Annotated in this window: 13 protein-coding genes and 1 pseudogene; 5 read left to right on the top strand and 9 right to left on the bottom strand. The window is 34.2% G+C overall.

Features of this window, described 5'->3' with window-relative positions; translation table 11 throughout:
• The 5 genes from VLC96_RS04370 to rhaT all read right to left on the bottom strand — a co-directional run.
• The coding region (locus VLC96_RS04370) for a (Fe-S)-binding protein (protein ID WP_325260848.1) at positions 1-513 on the bottom strand (513 nt) is incomplete at its 3' end.
• A 247-nt stretch (positions 514-760) separates the two neighbouring features.
• Positions 761-2,134, bottom strand: a complete 1,374-nt coding sequence (locus tag VLC96_RS04375) for an FGGY-family carbohydrate kinase (protein ID WP_325260849.1) — start codon at positions 2,132-2,134, stop codon at positions 761-763.
• A 3-nt stretch (positions 2,135-2,137) separates the two neighbouring features.
• The gene (locus VLC96_RS04380; protein WP_325260850.1) at positions 2,138-3,412 is read right to left on the bottom strand and encodes a sugar isomerase; all 1,275 of its coding nucleotides are present in this window, start codon (positions 3,410-3,412) and stop codon (positions 2,138-2,140) included.
• A gap of 117 nt (positions 3,413-3,529) precedes the next feature.
• Entirely contained in the window at positions 3,530-5,671 is a 2,142-nt protein-coding gene (locus tag VLC96_RS04385) for a bifunctional aldolase/short-chain dehydrogenase (protein ID WP_325260851.1), read from the bottom strand.
• A gap of 17 nt (positions 5,672-5,688) precedes the next feature.
• Positions 5,689-6,738 carry an L-rhamnose/proton symporter RhaT gene (rhaT, locus tag VLC96_RS04390; RefSeq protein WP_325260852.1) on the bottom strand — a complete coding sequence of 350 codons (1,050 nt, stop codon included), beginning with the start codon at positions 6,736-6,738 and terminating at the stop codon, positions 5,689-5,691.
• A gap of 492 nt (positions 6,739-7,230) precedes the next feature.
• Here rhaT and VLC96_RS04395 point away from each other — a divergent pair, with 492 nt between their 5' ends.
• From VLC96_RS04395 to pelA, 3 genes are all read left to right on the top strand, one after another.
• Entirely contained in the window at positions 7,231-8,271 is a 1,041-nt protein-coding gene (locus tag VLC96_RS04395; protein WP_325260854.1) for a GntR family transcriptional regulator, read from the top strand.
• A gap of 29 nt (positions 8,272-8,300) precedes the next feature.
• Positions 8,301-9,986: a glycoside hydrolase family 28 protein gene (locus VLC96_RS04400; RefSeq protein WP_325260855.1), complete on the top strand. Its 1,686-nt coding sequence runs from the start codon at positions 8,301-8,303 to the stop codon at positions 9,984-9,986.
• A 114-nt stretch (positions 9,987-10,100) separates the two neighbouring features.
• Complete coding sequence (gene pelA, locus VLC96_RS04405) at positions 10,101-11,300, top strand: pectate lyase (protein ID WP_325260857.1); 1,200 nt, start codon at positions 10,101-10,103, stop codon at positions 11,298-11,300.
• Positions 11,301-11,370: 70 nt separating this feature from the next.
• On the opposite strand, the gene VLC96_RS04410 is transcribed toward pelA, so the two are convergent.
• Complete coding sequence (locus VLC96_RS04410; RefSeq protein WP_325260859.1) at positions 11,371-12,012, bottom strand: NAD(P)-dependent oxidoreductase; 642 nt, start codon at positions 12,010-12,012, stop codon at positions 11,371-11,373.
• Between the two features lie 244 nt (positions 12,013-12,256).
• Here VLC96_RS04410 and VLC96_RS04415 point away from each other — a divergent pair, with 244 nt between their 5' ends.
• A complete protein-coding gene (locus VLC96_RS04415; RefSeq protein ID WP_325260861.1) occupies positions 12,257-12,640 on the top strand; it encodes a ribosomal maturation YjgA family protein in 384 nt (127 codons plus the stop codon).
• A gap of 55 nt (positions 12,641-12,695) precedes the next feature.
• Positions 12,696-13,238: a hypothetical protein gene (locus tag VLC96_RS04420; protein WP_325260863.1), complete on the top strand. Its 543-nt coding sequence runs from the start codon at positions 12,696-12,698 to the stop codon at positions 13,236-13,238.
• Between the two features lie 12 nt (positions 13,239-13,250).
• On the opposite strand, the gene VLC96_RS04425 is transcribed toward VLC96_RS04420, so the two are convergent.
• The 3 genes and pseudogenes from VLC96_RS04425 to VLC96_RS04435 all read right to left on the bottom strand — a co-directional run.
• Entirely contained in the window at positions 13,251-14,582 is a 1,332-nt protein-coding gene (locus tag VLC96_RS04425; RefSeq protein ID WP_325260864.1) for a BNR repeat-containing protein, read from the bottom strand.
• A gap of 16 nt (positions 14,583-14,598) precedes the next feature.
• Positions 14,599-16,743 (bottom strand): hypothetical protein, encoded by a 2,145-nt coding sequence (locus tag VLC96_RS04430; protein ID WP_325260866.1) that lies wholly within the window; start codon positions 16,741-16,743, stop codon positions 14,599-14,601.
• Positions 16,744-16,753: 10 nt separating this feature from the next.
• Positions 16,754-17,434: pseudogene (locus VLC96_RS04435) on the bottom strand (glycoside hydrolase family protein); the annotation flags it as partial.

Below are 17,434 nucleotides of genomic sequence, written 5' to 3' on the forward strand. Positions count from 1 at the left end.
GGATAAAGAAACTAAATCCAATCCTTGAATCTTAGATAATAATTGTCCCGGTTTAGAAAATTGCGGAGCGTTTAATTCACTCATTTGAGACAGTTTTAATCCTCGCTGTCCATGACAACTTTGGTGCATTCCTACTTTGAAAGGAAAATTACCCTCGAGACTTTCAATCTTTAAAACATCAGTAATAAATTCGGTTAACTCGTAGACTGAGGCTCGAAGTTTAGCAGCTAATGCTTCGTTGGTTTCGCTATGCAAATGCTCTTTGACATGCATTACACAGCTTCCGGAAGGACAAACTATGTAATCAAAACCTGCAAAATTATCAATGAAATTTGCATCACAACCTTTGGTTAAATGTTGGTAACCGCTATTTGCCATTGGTTGCCCACAGCAAGTTTGCTTCATTGGAAAATCGATATCACAGCCTAATTTTTGCAGTAATTCATAAGTTGCTATACCCACTTTTGGATAAAACTGATCCACATAACAGGGAATAAAAAGTCCAATTTTCATATGGAAATATTTATTGTTTTTTTATTGATTCTTAAATTAAAATAACGCGTTGGGTGAAATTATTTTTTACCACATAGAAACATAGAATTTATAGTTTTAAAAAAGAGTTAGATAACCGTTTCACTTCTCACATAGATTGACTATGTGGAAAATAGTGCTATTTCTATTCGTTCCTTAATGATTCGCTATTAAATCTATGTTTTTATGTGGTTAATTTTTTTTCATTTTTAGAATTTCATCCAACGGGTTAAAATAATAATGGAACCAGCTTTTTCATTCTGTAATTTTCTTTTAGAAACTGCGACGTAATTTGTTTATCCGAAATTACCATTGCAGCTCCCAAAGCCGATCCTAATGGCGAATGTGTAGACAACACTTTGAATGAACTAAAATGATGCGACATTAATTTCATGAAAACATCATTGTCTGTAAATCCTCCATCAATAAATATCTTCTTTATATTACTGTTTCCAATGGCTTTATTGATAGTGTCGATCTGCAATTCCATTAATTCAATCATCAATTGATGGTATGCTTCCTCAAAAGTATCGAACAACTCTAAATCAGTTCTATGTGGTAACCGTTGCAAAGAGATCCCTTCAAATTTAAAATAGACTGCTGGCATTTTAATCAATTTCAAATAAATATCTCTATCGAAAATCACGTCTCTGTGATACCCATATTCTTTTTGATAATATTCACACAGTTTTTCAACTTGTAAGCGGTATTCATTTCCCATAAAAAAACGGGAAGCTTTCACTCGTTTACCGTCAATTCGCAAATAATTCAGGCAATTATCTTCAATGTCTTCTTTGCTTAAACTTTCGGAATTAAAAGGATTTAAAGCAATGCTCCATGTTCCTGTAGAAAGCAATAAAAAAGGTTTCTTTTTGCTTAAAATATAAGGCAACAAGGCCGAAGAACTATCATGAATCCCAACACCAATTTTAATCTTTTTATCTTTATAAGTCGTATTTATACTGGCTGATGTAGGCACAATTGCCGGCAATATTTTATCAATCCCTTCATCGTGAACCCATTTATGATAATCTTCTTCATCATAATTCCAAAGATTCGTATGACAACCAATACTTGTGTACTCACTTACCGGAATTCCTGTAAATAAATACGATAAATATTGAGGTAAATGCAAACTATATTTTATTTGAGAAAATAACTCAGGCTTCGTTTTTTTGAGCCAATACAATTGCATTCCAGAATTTAGCATTCCAGAAGAAGGAGGCGAAGCTGTTGCAGCACCAATAGTCAATTTGTCACCATGCTTGGTATGAAAATCTTCTAAAATCTCTTTAGGAATATCTTTGGTATAATTATATAACGGAGTCAGTGGTTTTCCCTTGTAATCAAGATGTACTAAACTGGCACCGTAGGATGAAAAATTTAAAGTTTTAATATCAAAACGAGAATCTTCTAAAATGGTATCAAAAGTTTCTTTGATCCAAGAACGAAGCGTTTCAAGATTTTCTGTTTCAAATCCATCTTCATCAACCGTAAGCGGAAGATTTACATAATCACGGTATACTTCATTATAATCCTCATCAAAAAGAAAAAACTTTTTGTTTGTCTTACCAATATCAAATACTGCATTTACTTTAGTCATAACTTATAATCCTGTAGCCATTGTTTTAAGTCCTCTTTCGCTGATAAGTTCTTTTCTCACATTCAAACTACGATACAAAGCCACTGGATTTAATGCCGCACCGTTACGCAAACGAGCTTCGGCAACTAAGGCACGAACATCGGTACGGAAAGCGTTTTGCAAAATCTCCTGAGCTTTTACCACATCATTTTCTGCCTGAGCAATTTCTAATGCTTTTCTATCAACTGAAAGCGCTTGTGCATAAGCAATCATAATAGCTTCAACAGATTGCAATAAATCTTCCAAAGGATCTTTGATATTGTGAGAAGCATCAATCATCCAGCCTAAATCTTTGGCATGATTCATTCCGCGTGCATCCATACCTTCAACCAATTCATTAAAAATTAAGAATAATTGGTATGGTTTTAAAGCGCCGGCAGTTAAATCATCGTCACCGTATTTCGAGTCATTAAAATGGAATCCACCTAACTTATCTTCCATTAGCAATAAAGAAACTATTTGTTCAATATTTGCATTTGGCAAATGGTGTCCCAAATCAACCAACGTTTTAGCTTTATCTCCTAATTTTTTTACATAAGAATAAGATTGTCCCCAATCTGCAACAGTAGTGGAATAGAAATTAGGTTCAGCACATTTGTATTCTAAAAACAATTTCCAATTTGTTGGAAGAGCTGCGTATATTTCTTGTAAACTCTCTAAAGTATTTTCGTAAGCTTTTCTAAAATTCAATTGACCAGGGAAATTAGATCCATCAGCCAACCAAACGGTCAAAGATTCAGAACCCAATTCAATACCTTGTTTAATCACTTCGATATTGTGATCAATGGCTTGTTTACGAACCGCTTTATTTACATTTTGCAAAGAACCATATCGGTATGAATATTCAGAATTGGCCTGATCTTGAAATGTATTTGAATTAACCGCATCAAACAACAAATTGTGTTGCGCAGCCAAAGCTTTTATCGCTTTATGGTCTTGTGGAATATCCCAAGGAATGTGCAATGATATGGCTCCAGATGCATTGTTTAGTTTATGCAACAAACCTACATCTTCTATTTTTTCTTCTAATGAACGAGGTTCCCCGCCACCGGCAAAACGTCCAAAACGTGTTCCTCCAGTTCCCAATGCCCAAGATGGAATTGCAATTTGGAAGTCAATTAATTTTTGGATAATCGCTTCGCTATTGGCAATTTCAGAAGCGGTAAAAATCAATTTATTGGAATGACTTTTTAATAAATCGTCATTATGTGAAGCTATTTTGTGTGATTCAATTAACATAATTTTTTTATTATTAAAGTTAGTAATTTAAGTGGTTTTTGAAAGATACTAACGTTTGAATAAATCAAACGTTAGCTCCTTTTTTTAGTTTTAAACCAATAAAAAACCAAAAACAATTTATCTATAAAAGCCCATTGCTACTCCACCGTCTACATTCAAAGCATTTCCTGTTGATTTGTTCAACAATCCGCCTACAAATGCAAAACAAGCATTAGCAATATCATCCGGCAAAATAATTTCGTTTAATAAAGTACGTTTAGCGTAATAAGCTGGCAATTCTTCAACAGTAATACCGTATGCTTTGGCGCGACCTTCTGCCCATCCTCCTGACCAAATATTAGAATCGGAGATTACTGCATCTGGATTTACGGTGTTTACACGAATTTTATCAGCGCCTAGTTCAGCAGACATTAAACGTGTTAAATGTGCTTGAGCCGCCTTGGCCGAACCGTAACCAGGATTGTTTGGACCAGCTACAACAGCATTTTTAGAAACAATATTTATAATGTCTCCACCAAAACCTTGCTTGCGCATTACTTCGATTCCTGCTTTTGAAACAATGAATTGTCCTTTCACTAAAATATCATATAGTCTATCCCATTCTTCCAATGAATGATCTGCAATCGATTTTGAAATACTGATTCCGGCATTATTCACCACAATATCAACACCTCCAAAAGCCAAAGATGATGCATCGAATGCTTTTTCAGCACTTGTGTCGTTTGTCACATTTAATAAAGTACTTGCCACTGCATCTTTACCAAACAATTTGATAAATTCTGCTTTAGCTCCTGCCAAACGTTCTTCGTCAATATCATTTAAAATAACACAAGCTCCTTCTTCAGCGAATTTTTTAGCGATAGCTTTACCAATTCCACCACCTGAACCAGTAATCAATGCTACTCTACCGGACAATGCTTTTGGTTTTGGCATACGTTGTAATTTAGCTTCTTCCAGCAACCAATATTCTATATCAAAAGCTTCTTGGTGCGGCAATGAAGTATATTCTGAAACTGCTTCTGCACCTTTCATTACATTTACTGCATTCACATAATACTCTGATGCTAAACGCGCCATAGTTTTATCTTTTGCAAAAGTGAACATTCCAACTCCCGGATATAAAATCACCACTGGATTTGGATCACGCATTGCTGGTGAATTTGATTTTTTGCAAGTATTGTAATAAGCTGCATACATTTTTCTGTACGCTTCAAAAGCAGGAGTTAATTTTGCTTTGATTGCGGCCAAATCAGTCAAATCTTCGTTTGGATCTAATTCCAAAACCAACGGACTAATTTTTGTTCTCAAGAAATGGTCAGGACAAGAAGTCCCAAGAGGAGCTAATTTTTCTAAATCATTAGAATTGATGAACTCTAAAACTCTGGCATCATCTGTATAATGGCCGATCATTTTTCTTTCAGAAGAGCAGAAACCTCTTAAGATTGGAGCCACTTTTGCTGCTTGTAATTTTCGGGCTTCTTCGTTCAGGCTTTCTAATTTTTGACCTCCAAAAACCGGACGTTTTTTACCGTAATTGCTTTCTAAATATTCCGCGCATTTTTCAATTACTTCAAGCGTATTTACATAACTTTCGTATGCTGTATCTCCCCAAGTGAACAATCCGTGAGATCCTAACATAATCCCTTTTAATTTCTTTCCTTTTTGAGCAGCTTCTTCCAAACACGCTCTCAACTGAAGTCCTAAATCGAAACCAGGACGTTGCCATCCAACCCATCCAATTTCTCCATTAAATAATTCTTCAGTAATTTGCTTTCCGTCCTTAGCTGCAGCAATGGCAATAGCTGCATCCGGATGCAAGTGGTCAATATGTTTGAATGGCAAAAATCCGTGTAAAGGCGTATCAATAGAAGGTGCTTTTGAAGCTAAATCAAAAATACAGTGGTTAAATAATTCTACCATTTCATCTTCAAATTCAATTCCTCTGTATACATTTTCCAGGTTGCGAAGTCTGTCTAAATATAAAGCTGCACAACCCGATTTTGTTAATGTTCCGATATCTCCACCTGACCCTTTTATCCACATTACTTCTGAAGCTTCTCCTGTTAATGGGTCTTTATCGGTAATTTTTACTGAGGTATTTCCTCCTCCATAATTTGTTAATCGTAAATCAGCTCCCAATAAATTAGAGCGATAAATAAAAAGTGCTACTTCATCTCCGGCTAATTCTTTTGCTTTAGCTTCATCCCAAAGATAACTTACGTGCTTAAAAGTCATATTTTCAATATTTATATTTGACATATCTATTCAAAGTTTTTTTATAATGAGTTTCCGATTCCAACCAATACAATCGAAAGCATTATCAATCCGATTCCAACAAGAAAAGTATTGAATGTTTTTTTGGAAACGCCTTTCCATTCTTTCAAATAAAAGCCCCAAAAGTTAGCTGTCAAAATGATTGTTGCCATGTGTAAAATCCAGGAACTGGCGCCGTTTCCTAATTTGCTTTCGCCCATTCCATAAAAGAAAAATTGTAAAAACCACATGGTTCCTGCCAATGCCGAAAACATTATATTTTTGCTTATTGGAGTTCGAGTGTTAGTATAATCTCCAAATGTTTTATTTTTGAAATTCAGAAAAATACACCAAATGAAATTGGTTGTCAATCCGCCCCAAAGCACTACGATATACGTCACATTATTTTGAAACAAAGGGTTACAACCGCTAACTACTGCTGCTTCTGCCAATGGCTTTCCAACTTCAATTCCGAAATTGAAAAACGAGCTCAGAATACCCGAAATCACAGCGATGATTAATCCTTTTACAAGACTAAATTCTTTGTCTTTATCTTCATGTCCTACTGCAAAATCTTTTTCTTTCAGCATTCCTGCTTTTCCAGAAATAGCAATTCCAATCAAACAAACTAAAACTCCTAGTAAAACCAGTCTTCCGCCTGAACTGTCAAGCATATCAGTAAAAGAAATTTTACCTTCTGTTGGGTGAAAATTATAATAGATCGAAGGAACCAATGCGCCAAAAGCTGAACAAAATCCCAGTACGATTGAATTTCCCAATGACATTCCCAAATAGCGAACACCCAAACCGTAAGTCAATCCTCCAATTCCCCAAATCAATCCCATTGTAAATGCCAATGCTTTTATCGATGGAGCAGCAACACCGATGATTCCCATAAAATTCGGAATAGTCAAATATGCCGCAACCGGTGGCACAATAAGCCATGAAAAAAGACCTCCTATAAGCCAGTAACTTTCCCATGCCCAACCTTTTACTTTTTTAAAAGGCATATAAAAACTTCCTGATGAAAATCCTCCTATAGAGTGAAAAAATATTCCGAGTATTGATTCCATTGATTTAAAAAAATTATTTGGTTAATTTGGTTGTGATTTAGAATTGTAAAATAATTGAATAGCTAAAACAAAACTATCCTGTACTATCCTTTACTGCATATGATTTTATAAAAATACATTACGTATTTAAGAAAAAAACGGCAGATTTAACACTTATAATCATGATTGATGAAGGTTATGAAAAAAGTAAATTGATAATTTCCTTCAAGAAAAAATGTCTTCTATCTGTAAAAAAAGTCTTCTAAAGTTTTTTTTAACTTATTTTTTGAATATTATTTAAAAATATAGTCACTTTTTTGATAGACATATTATTTTAAAATATATATATTTGTGTAATCGATTACATTGTATTTGAATCTCAATAAAAATAAAAACAGAGATTCTACAAATAATAAAACGCTCGAAATACCATAAAGAATTACCCAAACCAAAAACAAATTTAAATCCAATAATTGCTATCTTTAATATAAAAATATCCTAAAAAACCCAGTCATGATTAAGATTATTAAGATAGATGAAGATTCTCGTATACCCAAATACAAACAAATTGTAGACTCTATTTTAACTAATATTTCTAATGGAAATTTGAAAATGAATCAAAAAATTCCATCGATTAATAGTTTTAGTGAAGAATTTTATATGTCTCGAGATACTGTTGAAAAGGCGTATAATATTTTAAAGGAAAGAAAAATCATAACCTCCATTCGCGGAAAAGGGTACTACATTACTGAAACCAAATTAGTTTCTAAAGTAAATGTGTTGTTTTTGCTAAACAAATTGAGTCCTTATAAAATGGCGACTTACAACTCATTTCTTAATACCATTGGTGCCAATGCGCATACCGATTTACAGATTTATCATGGCGATGAAACGCTCTTTTTAAATCTGCTTGATAAATATGAAGGGCATTACGATTATTATGTAATCACTACCCATTTTAAAACAGAAGATTTAAAACACTGTAGTTATACAGACGAGGTGGTAAAAGCCATTAATAAAATTCCCAAAGAAAAATTGGTAATCATGGATAACATCAAATTGGGAATGAATAATGATGTTATCAAAATTTATCAGGATTTTGAAAATGATATTTATAATGCCTTAAAAGAAGGCGTCGCAAAAATCCGGGAATATAACCGACTCATTTTAGTTTATCCAGACAAGGCCGTATATCCTTATCCAAGAAGAATTTTGCATGGTTTTAAAAAATTCTGCATTGAATTTGAAATCGATTATGAGGTTTTGAATGAAGTATATGATGATATGGTTCTTAAAAAAAGAGATTTATTTATCACCATTGAAGAATCAGATTTGGTGAGTTTGATAAAGCAAATCAGAGATAACAATATGAAATTAGGAAAACACATCGGAGTTATTTCTTATAACGACACGCCTTTAAAAGAATTGTTAGGCATCACGGTAATGTCTACTGATTTTAAAATAATGGGCGAAACAGCAGCCAGGATGATATTAAATAAAGAAATCGGGCAGATTAAAGTTCCGTTTAATTTTATTTATAGAAAATCCATCTAAAACAAACATAATTAACACTTTACAATATTATGAAATTCAAATTAAACAAATTATTATTCTTAGCATTAGGAATTACATTATCAAGCAGTCCCATAAGCCTTGCACAAAACAACAGTTCATCCGATGATTATTACGGAGTTGAATTTAAGATGAATAAAATAAACGAGCCAGTTATTCCAAATAATTCGGTAAGTATTGCTGACTTTGGCGCAGTAAAAGGCGGAACTGTTTTGTGTACTCAAGCTTTTGCAGATGCTATTGATGCGGTTTCCAAAAAAGGAGGAGGAAAAGTTATTATCCCTCCGGGAATCTGGCTTACTGGTCCGATTATTTTAAAAAGTAATATCGAATTACACGCTGAAACAGGAGCTTTGATAAAATTTTCTCCAAACAAAGATTTGTACCCACTTATCGAAACTAGTTTTGAAGGATTAAATACTTGGCGTTGTATCTCACCTATTTATGGAAAAAACCTAGAAAACGTTGCGTTTACAGGAAATGGAGTTTATGACGGCTCAGGTGATGTGTGGCGAATGGTTAAAAAAGATAAATTGACCGAAAGCCAATGGAAAGCTGTAGTGGCTTCTGGAGGAGTATTAAACGATAAAAAAACAAGTTGGTACCCATCTGAACAATACATGAAAGGGAATCAAAATGCGGATCAAAACGTTCGTGGTGATTTAAAAACAAAAGAACAATTTGAAGAAATCCGTGATTTCCTTCGTCCAGTAATGGTTAGTATTCAAAACAGTAAACGCGTTTTATTTGACGGACCTGTTTTTCAAAATTCACCTGCATGGAATATTCACCCGTTGATGATTGAGGATTTAATTATCAGAAATACTACTGTTCGTAATCCTTGGTATTCTCAAAACGGAGATGGTCTTGATGTAGAATCTTGTAAAAATGTATTGGTGGAGAATTCTAGCTTTGACGTTGGTGATGATGCTATTTGTATTAAATCAGGAAAAGACAAAGACGGACGTGACCGTGGAATTCCTTGCGAAAATATTATCGTTAAAAACAATATTGTGTATCATGGTCATGGTGGTGTAACTGTTGGAAGTGAAATGTCAAGCGGTGTAAAAAATATGCACGTTTCTAACTGTACATTTATGGGAACAGATGTTGGTTTAAGATTCAAAAGTAATCGTGGACGTGGTGGTGTTGTTGAAAACATTTATATTAAAGGTATTAATATGATTAATATTCCATCACAAGCTATTTCTTTTGACTTGTATTATGGTGGAAAATCAATTGCCGAAAAATTGGCTGAAGGTGGAGATGCTACAGCAAATGCTCCCGTTCCTGTTGACGAAAAAACACCTCAATTTAAAAACATCGTGATCAAAGACATTTATATTGATAGTGCCAAACAAGCAGTATTTTTACAAGGATTACCAGAAATGAATTTGGAAAATATCGAAATTTCAAATTTAACTGGTAAAGCAGACAAAGGTGTTTCGATCATTGATGCTAATCAAGTTAAAATGTCAGACATCAATTTAGATATAAAAGAAAGCAATGTTTTTCAAATATATAATGTAAAAAACATGTCTTTGAAAAACATCGATTTTAATTCAACTTCTCCTAGCGCAATAACTATAGACGGTGAAGGAAGCAAAAACATTGAATTGGTTTCGACACCAAAATTTAATTTCACTAAAAAAACAACCGTTGGGAAAAAAGTTTCTAAAGGTGCAGTGAAAATGTAAAAATTAAAGAGAAAACACTAGTCGAAAGGCTGGTGTTTTTTTTTGATGCCGTTTTGTAAATTAAACTTCACGAAACTCTAATTATTTGTTCCCAAACTATCTTAAATAATTCAAATGTTTAAATCTAAAACCAAGAGTACTGCTTTTTTTCTTAGTTTAATTTTAGGATTCTTTTCATTTCTGAATTCGAATGCTCAAACTAATGAAGAAAACTCAATAGAAATAAGCACCAAACCCTTTCTGGATGGTACCAATCATTGGTATCATATTGCTGATGAGACCAATATTGTAAATCCAGTACCCAATCAACCCGTATATGAAGAATCGGATTATACCAAAATAGCCGATAACATCATTTATTTTCAACGTGATAATGGAGGATGGCCCAAAAATTATGACATGAAAGCTATTTTGACTCCGGAACAAATAAAGGCCGTAATTTCATCGAAATCTGTTTTGCACACCACTTTTGATAATTCAACTACTTATACACATATCTACTATTTAGCTCAAGTTTATACGGCTACTAAAATTAAGAAATACAAAACCGCTTGCCTTAAAGGAATAGATTTTATTATAAACGCACAATTTGCAAATGGAGGCTGGCCTCAATATTACCCGTTAGAAAAAGGATATAGCCGACACATCACTTTCAATGATGGCGCTTATATGGGAATTATGAATATGCTGAAAAAAGTAATTACAGATGATCCGAATTTTGCATTTTTAGATCCAAAAACAAAAGAAAAAGTAGCTATAGCTTATCAAAAAGGGATTGATTGTATACTCAATTCGCAAATTAAAGATCAAGGAAAACTTACTGCCTGGTGTCAGCAACATGATGAAGTTACTTTGTTGCCTGCATGGGCCAGAAAATTTGAACCGCCAAGCATTTGCAATGGCGAAAGTGCACAAATAGTTTTATTTCTGATGGACATTGATAATCCAAATGAAAAGACAATTAATGCCATTCAAAGTGCGGTAAAATGGTTTTCGGATTCCAAAATATACAATACCCGAATCGAGACTTTTAAAGCTCCGGAATTTGAATCTAAATACAAAACCGTCACCGATGATCGTCGTGTTGTAACAGACTCTACAGCTCCTCCTATTTGGACACGTTATTATGAATTGAACACCGAAAAACCTTTGTTTTGCGACCGCAATAGTGAATATTTGTATTCTTTAGCTGAAGTAAGCCGTGAGCGACGCGCTGGTTATGCATGGTACACCTATGCTCCCGAAAAAGTGCTGGAAAAATATCATGAATGGCAAAGAAAATGGGCTCCAAACGATGATGTATTGAAATCATAAAAAATATAAAACATAAAACAAAAAGAGACGTTGCAATGCAACGTCTCTACATTTTAAACCCTTTTTTCTTTTATATATTCGATAAGAACGGTGCTTTTTTGCTATAGCTTTTGGATTCTAATTGTTCGATAAGAAACAAAGCCAGATTGGTTGCACTAATTTTATCGCCTAGACAATCTTCCAGATTTGCATCAACGTCATATTTCTCATCTGTTTGCTCAATCAAAGGAAGTCTTACCAAAGTCCAATCAACATTACTTTCAGAAAGTATTTCATATTCCTTTTGCTTATCGGCAGTGGTTTCGGGAAAATTTGCTTTCATCCAATCGGTGCCCATTTTTGTTTTTGGACCTTTTTGGTCAAAAGGCGTATCAACATTTAATCCCGTAATGACCAAATAACGATTGATTTTGAACTCTTCCATAGCTTTCAAAATATTTTGAGTTGAAGTGCTAAAAATATTTTTCTCACTATTGGGTACACCCAAACCCAACATACTGATTACGACATCGCAATCGTCCAGCAGCGTTTTTACGTCATCATAAGAATTTACATTTCCCTGAATGACCTGAACTGAAGAATTTTGCGTTTGGATTTTTTCGGGATTTCTAACAAGAAGTTTTAATTGGAAATCATGCTGCATTAATTCCTTCAAAAGGTATTTACCAGCTTTGCCTGTAGCGCCAATTACGGCGATTTTATTTTTTTTCATTATTTCTACTTATAAAAATTATACAATAAAATATCCGGCTAATCATCTCTTGATTAACAGAACTACTTTTCAAACCATCCGGTTAGTGAAAAGAAAATGGTACTATTTTATAATTAGATTTTAATACTGCAAATATATAAAATGATGCTGTTTTTATTGCGATTACTATTGATGATTTTTCTTTTAAATTCGCTTTATTTACAAAAAAAATATCTCCATAATCAATATGATTCATCGCTTAAATATGCTAAAATTCGACCCAAAATACTTTCTCTACACAGTGTTACTTTTGATTATAGAAATTTTAATTGCCGTATTTGTCCACGACGATATCATTCGCCCTTATTTTGGTGATGTTTTAGTAGTTGTTTTAATTTACTGTTTTATAAAATCGTTTTTGAAATTAGCTGTTTTGCCCGTTGCTGTTTTTGTGTTGTTATTTTCGTTTAGCATCGAATTTCTTCAGTATTTGCGTATTGTTGAAAAATTAGGTTTAGAACATTCAAAAATTGCGAGAACCGTAATTGGAACCTCGTTTGCCTGGACTGATATTATGTGCTATATTGTCGGAATTATTATTGTACTGATTTCAGAGAATTATTCGCAACGGAAAATTAAAAACCGTTAGAACATTTTTCAAAAAAAACAAACCAAAAAACCAAACCAAACCAAAAACCAATAAAATGAAAAAAATCATTATCATTATAATTTCAATTTTGACCAGCAGTGCTTTTGGTCAGAAGAAAACCGAAAATTCACAAGCAGCTTCTGAACAAGATACCATCATCAAGGTTGTTCAAGTCATTAAATATAAAGGCAAAAAAGATCCTGCATATTATTTGAATGGAGAACTTGTGAATCAAAGTATTTTAAAATTCATTGACCCAAATAACATTGAAAATATCAAAGTCGAGAAAGGAAATATTGAGATTGGAAATGCCCAATATGACGGGAAAATCATCATTGAAACCAAAAATAATTACAAACCCAATTTAATTTCGTTAAACGAATTAAGAAAAAAATATACCGAAGTAGACGAAAATTCAGCCATTTTTCAAATTAACAATGATATAATTGATGGCGATTACAATAAATATGTCGTAGACAAAAATTACATCTTGAAACTAACTATCAATAAGCTTGAAAATCGAAATTTAACGCTAATAAAATTGATAAGTAAATCTGAGGAAAACATAATAAAATCAAACGAAATAATAATCCGTTGAAAGCTTACCCATTTATTTGATAACTGGTAACTTTTTTAATTCTAAAACCTTAACAGGTTGAGGCTTCATAACTGACAACCCTTCGCCATCTGTTTGAGTTACATTTTGTGAAAAAATATGCAGTTGCGCTTTTTGTTTCCAAAGTGCTGCATCCAAATTGGGTTCCCATTGTCCAACAGAATAATTGGTTATATCTTCTAATTTCCATTCTTTTTTATCCAAATTAGCAGCTGCCAATGTTATTTTATTTCCTCTTTCTTCTGATCTAAAAAGTAAATACAACATGGATTGATTTACCAAAATTTCAGGGCGTGAAATCGGAATTCTTTTGGTTCCGCCGCCGCCAAGCGTAAAGCTGTTTTTTTGAAAATTAGTGTCAATCAAATTCCATTTTCCATTATTCAAATACACTACTTTATACTGTGGAATTTCATTTGTATTCCAATAACTTGCAATATAAGGATTGCCTTTTTCGTCCACAGTCATTGCAGTTTGATTGATTAAATTACTGTTTTGCGGAATATGCCACGCTATTTCGGCAGTAGCTTTTGTGATTGGCAAAGTGTATTTTTCGCCAGTTGATTTTTGCCATGTTTTTCCTCCATCTGCCGAAAAAGCATAACAAATATCATGATTCGTCGAAACGTCCCAGCTTTCGCGCCAAACCCACGAAAGATAAATTCCTTTTTGGCTAACACAAATTTGCCAATAAGCACTGCGTTGATTTTCGCCATCGAGCAAATTATTTTGCAAAGAAGTCCATTTTTGAGTTTTTACATCATAGGATTTCATCACCATATTTCCTCGTCCCGAAGCTCCGGACCGATAGCAAAATAATAGTTTTCCACTAGGCAAATTATGGAATTCGGGATAAGTTACTTTAAGCTCATTTTCGCCTGTCATCGCTTGTTCTTCTCCGAGTTCAAGACCTAATGGTTTCTTACTTCTGGCATATCGCAAATGTGTGTCGTGATGATCCCAGCTCACATGAAGATACCCCTCAATATCAATCGCAATACTGATACAATTGTGGGCATCTTTTACATTGCCGCTGTAAGGTGTGATTTGAGTTTCCCAATCATTGGAATTTAATTTTCGTTTTGCCAAAACCATTTTCCCATCAGGATTGTAATAGGCTGTAAATTGTTGATTTTTAAAAGTTGTCAATGCACTATTTCTAAAAATAACCGTATTGACTGAATTGTTACTCCAGCCCAAACCAACTTCGCTTTCTTTAGTTTCAACCTGCGCTTGAGTCAGAATACAAAAAAACAACAGCAATAAAACCAAAATTTTACTGCTGGATCTGTATTGATATAAACTATCTCTGTAATTCTGTCTCATATTATTTTATAAGCTTTTAAAACATTTTTTGAAAACCTTCACTTTTCACTTTCCAAGTTCCATCTTTTGGGAATCCCGGATTAGGCTCAGTAGTTCCTTCCCAACCGCCACACATCATGGCAATTGCTGTTAATAATCCGCCGTTTCCTGGAAGATACAATGTTAATCTTTCCGCTTGATAATTGTGACCATTTTTCAAATAGGTGTTGGTTGTTACATTCATAAACAGTGCGTCGATTGCTTTATTTGGCAAACCCAAACGTGCCGCACTCATTGCTGTCATCGGGAAATCCCAGCCCCAGGTTTTGTCCCAAGACCAAGTATCCCAAACCAAGTCGAAGGTGTTTTTCATTATTTTTTTGTCCAATAAAGAAGTCTCTGGAAGCATTCCAAAAGTTCCCAAAACAGATGGATGATCGGTTTTGAATTCAGGATTGGTATAAGAATCCTGCGCGCTTTCGGTTGCTAAATACACATTGTTTTGAACTGGCAAAGGCGACAAATCTTTCAAAACAGCTTCCCATTTTTCAGGAACGCTTTGGTTCATTTTCTTTTTCCATGCAATTGCCGTTTTCAGTCCCCAGTTCCAATAAGCTAATTCATAAGTTGGGTTAAAAGTCTGCATCGCAACAAAACGCTCTTGTGCCGGAATAACGCCTGGCCCTAACATATAGCGCTTTTTTTCTTTATCATAAAAAGCAAACGAAGCCATGAAATCTGCTGTAGCAAAAACTCGTTCGCTGTATTTTTTCAAAGTCGCTTCTGATTTAGAAGATTCGTACAACAACTCAGCATACGTAATAAAATGTGGCTGTTGCCAAATTAAAAATGCTCCAACTGATGACGGACTTTCGTTACCATCCGGGTCAGTCATTTTTTGCCATCTGGCACCTTCAAAACCTTGTCTTTTTGCTAATTTTTTAGCTTTATCAAAAGCATTTTCATACCAACCCAATGTATTTTCCAAGTATTGAGATCTTCCCCAAAGTGGAAAATGAACTCCGTGCCACCAATGCATTTCTAAGTGCGGTTTTCCATACCAACTATTGTAAGTCAGCCCAGTTTCTTGCGGAGGCATCGAACCGGCGCATTGAATTTTTGTCAAATATTGTGAAAGCACAACTCGGCGTTCCAATTCATTTGCTCTTTTATCTGTACTCCCAGCAAAATCAACGAATGCACCACTTTTCCAAAATTTTTCATAGCCTGCGACACTGCTTTTTTCAATTTCTGTAAATGAAGGAACAGCTCCTTTGTTTTTATTGGTTTGAATGAAAGAACAACTCAATTCTAATGTGTTAGTAGTTGATGGTTCTAATAGAAAATAATGTTTGGCTTTTTCTTTTAGTTGCGCAACTCCTTTCCATTTCAAATTAATATCATACGAAATACTGTCCATTTGGTGTGTAATCGTTGCTTCCGATTTATTTTTGATCTTTAAGATGCTTTTATAATCATTTTTCCCTTCCCATTGCGTTGCAAAATCACCCCATTCTCCTGTTGGAAACGGAATACGGACACGAATTTTCAAGCGTCCTTGTTTGATTAAATCCGATTCTACCAGAAAACCTAAAGCATCTTTTTCCTGATGACAAGCCGTAATCACGTTTACGGAAGTGCCTTCGACTTCAAAATAACTTTCAATTTTTCCAGTCCATAAATTCAGTTTTTGATTGATGGCTTTGATGTCTTCGGGTTTTACAAGACTTCCGTCTTTCTTCGTAATTTCAAAACCAATATTTCCCAATTGCAATAAATGTGGATTCTGACGGAACCAATCAACAGCTTCTTTACTATGCTTCGGCTCTTTGATTTGTGTCGAATACGAGACTTTTCGACCATATTGATCAACCTCTTTCAAGGTTTCCGAAAATTTATAACCGTTTACATTTTTGTAACTGTCCCATCCCCATTCAGCTTCGGTTCCCAATGGAATTCCTTTTTGATATTTCTCAGGAAAAGTTTGTAAACCGGTAGCATCAACCGTGTAAGCAAATTTTCCGTTACCGACACTTAGCGAAGCCAAAGTATCAATTTGAGTAATTTTAACATCGTGTCTTGTTACGACTGCTTTTCGGTCAATTTTTTCTTGAGCAACCATATTTATTGCTATTCCAAGTAAAAAAAGAGCACTAATTTTTAATCTAAAAAATGAATTCATAAATGATAATTTAATTGATTTTGAAAATAAATCCTGATGCCGTTTCGTATTTACCACCTTGTGAAGCCGTAAATAAGTACGTAGGTTTTCCTTTTTGAAATAATATTTGAGGACGTTCAACGCGTCCATATCTGTTCAAATGTTTCGGAGCTTCTGGCTGGGTAATGTATTTGCTAAGTTCCTGATAACCAATTTGTGGTTTTGACCAATGCATTCCGTTTTTAGACTCCATATACAAGCCTTTATCCATCCCGAAAACACCCATATCTCTCGCCAGCATTTTAAATTTTTTGTTTTCATACCAAACAAAAGCATCTTCGCATTGCTGATTATTCCCCATCTTATGAAAATCAACTACTGGATTTCCTTCGTATTTTATATAAGGTCCATACAATGATTTTGCAATCGCCAAACCATATTTTCTATTGCCCTTTATTTCAAACTTTCGATGAACATACCCTTCCTTATCCAATGATTTATAATACAGCCAATACTCACCATTTGGATGTTTTAAAAACGAAGGATTGGTCGTAATGTAATCGTCCCATTCCCCTTCTTTTCCAGGTTGTAACAAAGGTTCGTCAGGTCTTTTCCAAGGTCCGTAGAGTGAATCGGCTGTGGCCAAACCTATTCTTTTGGTATCAAATTTTCCATTTGAATTTCCTAAGTAAAACAAAGCATATTTTCCATC

Source organism: Flavobacterium sp. (genome assembly GCF_035456085.1).
GTDB lineage: Bacteria > Bacteroidota > Bacteroidia > Flavobacteriales > Flavobacteriaceae > Flavobacterium.

Bases quoted from the DNA above. Each gene is read 5' to 3' on its own strand.
- VLC96_RS04375 (WP_325260849.1), bottom strand. From the start codon at position 2,134: ATGACTAAAGTAAATGCAGTATTTGATATTGGTAAGACAAACAAAAAG.
- VLC96_RS04380 (WP_325260850.1), bottom strand. From the start codon at position 3,412: ATGTTAATTGAATCACACAAAATAGCTTCACATAATGACGATTTATTA.
- VLC96_RS04385 (WP_325260851.1), bottom strand. From the start codon at position 5,671: ATGTCAAATATAAATATTGAAAATATGACTTTTAAGCACGTAAGTTAT.
- rhaT (WP_325260852.1), bottom strand. From the start codon at position 6,738: ATGGAATCAATACTCGGAATATTTTTTCACTCTATAGGAGGATTTTCA.
- VLC96_RS04395 (WP_325260854.1), top strand. From the start codon at position 7,231: ATGATTAAGATTATTAAGATAGATGAAGATTCTCGTATACCCAAATAC.
- VLC96_RS04400 (WP_325260855.1), top strand. From the start codon at position 8,301: ATGAAATTCAAATTAAACAAATTATTATTCTTAGCATTAGGAATTACA.
- pelA (WP_325260857.1), top strand. From the start codon at position 10,101: ATGTTTAAATCTAAAACCAAGAGTACTGCTTTTTTTCTTAGTTTAATT.
- VLC96_RS04410 (WP_325260859.1), bottom strand. From the start codon at position 12,012: ATGAAAAAAAATAAAATCGCCGTAATTGGCGCTACAGGCAAAGCTGGT.
- VLC96_RS04415 (WP_325260861.1), top strand. From the start codon at position 12,257: ATGCTAAAATTCGACCCAAAATACTTTCTCTACACAGTGTTACTTTTG.
- VLC96_RS04420 (WP_325260863.1), top strand. From the start codon at position 12,696: ATGAAAAAAATCATTATCATTATAATTTCAATTTTGACCAGCAGTGCT.
- VLC96_RS04425 (WP_325260864.1), bottom strand. From the start codon at position 14,582: ATGAGACAGAATTACAGAGATAGTTTATATCAATACAGATCCAGCAGT.
- VLC96_RS04430 (WP_325260866.1), bottom strand. From the start codon at position 16,743: ATGAATTCATTTTTTAGATTAAAAATTAGTGCTCTTTTTTTACTTGGA.